The sequence below is a fragment of the Wolbachia endosymbiont of Tuta absoluta genome (assembly GCF_059414725.1).
This window is the reverse complement of the sequence record NZ_JBNRJY010000766.1, coordinates 1-3,691: the sequence shown is the minus strand read 5'-3', so window position 1 is coordinate 3,691 and position 3,691 is coordinate 1. Positions and strand designations below refer to the sequence as shown.

The window sequence follows — 3,691 nt, the reverse complement described above, 5'->3', positions numbered from 1 at the left end:
AGCATAATATACTGTTTATCAATGCCAACATATTCAGCCATCAATTTTCTAACTTTGTTATTGCTGCCATATGGCAAAAAATATCTTAATAAAAGCTGTTACACTATTACTAGCAAGATATCAATCACGCTCTATTGGATCTACATTTTGATTTAAAATCGCCTATTTTCTTGCACCTTTTTGCCATTCATAGAATGTTAACTTTAAACCTCTTGGCTACAAATGCTCTACTTTCCCCTACATCCAATGCTTTTTTCCTTAAATCATAACTATATGCTGCTGGCATTCACATCTCCTCACTACTTTACCTATTCCATCATGTTCCGACTATTAGGAAAAGAGCTATAATTTTCAACACTAACAAAACTACTTCCTAATCTTTTACACAGCAACCTATCGAACCTCCAACTTCAGAAAAATAGTTGAAAGACAATCAAGGAAACAAACCTCTCTTCTTCATTTTGATTGGTTTCTTATTTCTCTAAAGTTTTAATGTATTCCGTTAAAGCCCTGAATCCAATGTTAGAAACTGTATCTTTTGTTATAAAGGCTATTTCCCTCAATTTTTGATGTAAACTAGGTGGCAACCTTAACACTGACTGTGCTGGCTCTGATTTTCTAACAGTAGATAAGGCTTCCTCATAAACAGATTCAATTTCCCTAATTGCTTTTAAGTCTGCTGATTCAACAATTGCCATACCTTCGCCATAGGCATCTTCAATTGCAATTCGCTGACTCAAAAAACTATCGAACCTTGTTAAGTGTTCAAAACAGCTTAAAAAAGCATCACATTTCTCAATTCCTTTTTTGGTTACAACTGGATTAGTATTCATTTGATTAAGTAGGATTCTTGCTTGAAAGTTTTTGTTACAACTTTGAGCACCGTTAACTAAGTTGCTCAGAGTGTTAAACGTCAACATATCAGCTGCAGATGGAAGAATCGGAAATATAGCTAGATTAGCTAATGATAAGGCAGCCCTTAAAGTTTCATCTACTCTTCTTGCGTCAACAATAATATCTTGATATTTGGACTGTAAAGCTTGTAGCTCATTTCTGATTACTACACCAATGTTAATTTGGCCTAACACCTTGTGAATACTGTTAATTTTCGGTAAACTTTTGTCCTTGTCTCGCTGGGATGCCCACAAGGTAGCTAGCATTAATGGGTCAAGATCATAGAGAAGGACATTTCTACCTTCCCTAGCACGCATCACCGCTATATTTGTGGCTATGGTCGTTTTACCAGTACCACCTTTTTGACCACCAACAACTATTATCATAACACACCTCGTAATATTTTAATTCACTTGGCGTCTACTAAAAAATCAATAAGGGCAGTTTACATAATCCCATTTCAATGTTCAAGAAAAAGTGCTCCGGTGCTCATTCTTTGTTTATAAATAATATTCTTGATTCAATCCTTTGCTTTCTTCTCAATATATCTACATATCAGAATAGACAGCTCATATAATACCAACATTGGAATTGCAAGCCCTACTTGGCTTAGTACATCAGGTGGAGTTAAGATTGCAGCAATAATGAAAATTACCACTATCGCAATTCTCCGTTTATTTGACAAACTTTGTGCAGTGATTAGCCCTACTCTCACCATTAAGGTTAGTATGACTGGAATTTGAAATGCAGTACCAAAAGCGAACGCGAATTGAAGAACAAGGTCTAAATATTCACTAACTGATGGCATAAACTCTATTGGTATACCGAAAGATTTACCGCTATGTTCAAAAGCAATAAAAAATTTCCAGGCTAAGGGAAATATGTAGTAGTAAACTACAGCGGCTCCCGTTACAAACAAAACCGGTGTTGCAATTAAGTATGGCAATAACACTGCCCTTTCTCTTTTATATAAGCCAGGTGCTAGAAACATATAGAATTGCCATGCAAACACAGGAAAAGAAAACAACAGTGCACTCATTATTGCAACCCTGAGATATACAAAAAACGCTTCTGTTAAGTCTGTATAGATTAGAGAAAAATCATTGCTATCTTTTGTAACTTCTATTAAAGGTGCAAGTAAAAAGCGGTATATATTTTCTTTAAAGTAGTAACAAAACCCGAAGGTAACACAAAAAAATAGAAAGCAAAAAATAACCCTTTTTCTAAGTTCCGCAAAGTGCTCATAAAATGAAGCATATTTTTGTGAGTTTTCGTTCATACTTTACAATAAAGCTATATCTAACATTCTCAGTGAAAAAGCCCATTCATTATCGTACCACGCTGCAACTCTACAGATATCACCTGTGACATATGTACCAGCTAAATCCACAATTGCACTATAAGGGTTATGGACAAAGTCTATTGAAACTAAAGGCTCGTTACATACGGAAAGCACATGATTTGCTGAATTCTTAAACATTTCATTTATTTCTCCAGCTGTTACCTTCTTATCAGTCGTAAATTTAAAATCAACCATAGAAACGTTGCTAACCGGAACTCTAATAGCAGTACCATCTAGCTTACCCTTTAACTGAGGAATGACAGAACCAATTGTTTTTGCTGCTCCAGTTGTAGTTGGCACCATAGAAAGGCCACAAGCTCTTGCCCTACGTAAGTCTCTATGGTTGCCATCAAGAATATTTTGATCATTCGTATAGGCATGTATAGTGGTCATAAAACCGCTTTTTATACCTAAATTGGAGTGTAAAACGTGTACAATCGGAGCCAGACAGTTTGTAGTACAAGAACCTGCTGAGATCACTTTATGCTCCTTTTTTAGCATATCGTTATTTACGCCGTAAACTACAGTTACATCAGCATCTGAAACTGGAGCAGAGACAATTACTCTCTCTGCATTATGCTTTGCTGCTTCCGCACGCTTGTTGAATGCACCAGTGCATTCAAGCACTACATCAACATTCCAAGGAATATTTTCAGGGCTACGTTCTCTATATAAAGAAAATTTCCTGCCATTTATAGATAGCCAATTTTCAGACTCGTTAAAATCAATATCGCCGTTAAATTTGCCATGAACAGAGTCATATTTAATCAAATGTGCATGCTGCTCAGCACTGAGCGACCCATTTACCGCCACAACTTCTATTTGCTCGCTATAGTTTTCTACTTCAAAAATAGCACGCAATACACTTCTGCCTATTCTACCAAGACCATTAATTCCTACACGAATTGTCATTTTTCCATCTTAAAAGTTTAATTATACGGAATATTGCCTGATATTTCATTCTATTCTTTTAGTTGTTAATCCTAATGTTATAATATATTGATTGACTAAAGAAACTGTATCACTTAATTAATAATGTCTAAATTTTAACTTGGAGTAGGTTATGCATGGATTACCAATGACAAATTCAGATAATCAGTATCAGCAAAGAAAAATAGAAGCATTGCAAAAAGAAAATAAAGGACTGTCAGAAAAAGTGAAAACACTACAGAAAATGTCAGTGCTGCAAAATGAAATGCTAGTAATGCTACAGTGGAAATCAATAACAGAGAAACTGCGCACAGAAATATTAAAAAAACTGCTAGAAGCACCTCAAGAAGCAGCAGCATTTCAATTAGAAGAAAGAGATGAAGATCGATCATTTTTGTCGTTTCCTGCCATATTTTTCTTGGAGAAAGTTGTTCCGTATCATCATCCACCGTCTTACTAAGAATATCCAGGTTTGTGCCTCACTGCCCATAAAAAAACTAACTTCCTCTCCTAAGTATTACGTCG

The 3,691-nt window shown here is 35.5% G+C and carries 4 protein-coding genes and 1 pseudogene; 1 reads left to right on the top strand and 4 read right to left on the bottom strand.

The genetic code is table 11. From position 1 onward, the window contains the following. Window positions 1-133: 133 nt before the first annotated feature. The 4 genes and pseudogenes from ACJ5GX_RS07990 to gap all read right to left on the bottom strand — a co-directional run. Window positions 134-286 (bottom strand): annotated as a pseudogene (locus ACJ5GX_RS07990) (IS630-like element ISWpi11 family transposase); the annotation flags it as partial. 187 nt (window positions 287-473) lie between these two features. Further along, window positions 474-1,280 carry a nucleotide-binding protein gene (locus ACJ5GX_RS07985; protein WP_230609127.1) on the bottom strand — a complete coding sequence of 269 codons (807 nt, stop codon included), beginning with the start codon at window positions 1,278-1,280 and terminating at the stop codon, window positions 474-476. Between the two features lie 134 nt (window positions 1,281-1,414). Further along, the gene (tatC, locus tag ACJ5GX_RS07980; protein ID WP_007302699.1) at window positions 1,415-2,173 is read right to left on the bottom strand and encodes a twin-arginine translocase subunit TatC; all 759 of its coding nucleotides are present in this window, start codon (window positions 2,171-2,173) and stop codon (window positions 1,415-1,417) included. A 3-nt stretch (window positions 2,174-2,176) separates the two neighbouring features. Then, window positions 2,177-3,148 (bottom strand): type I glyceraldehyde-3-phosphate dehydrogenase, encoded by a 972-nt coding sequence (gene gap / locus ACJ5GX_RS07975; RefSeq protein WP_019236363.1) that lies wholly within the window; start codon window positions 3,146-3,148, stop codon window positions 2,177-2,179. 151 nt (window positions 3,149-3,299) lie between these two features. Here gap and ACJ5GX_RS07970 point away from each other — a divergent pair, with 151 nt between their 5' ends. Continuing rightward, window positions 3,300-3,626 (top strand): hypothetical protein, encoded by a 327-nt coding sequence (locus ACJ5GX_RS07970; protein WP_495292885.1) that lies wholly within the window; start codon window positions 3,300-3,302, stop codon window positions 3,624-3,626. Window positions 3,627-3,691 lie beyond the last annotated feature (65 nt).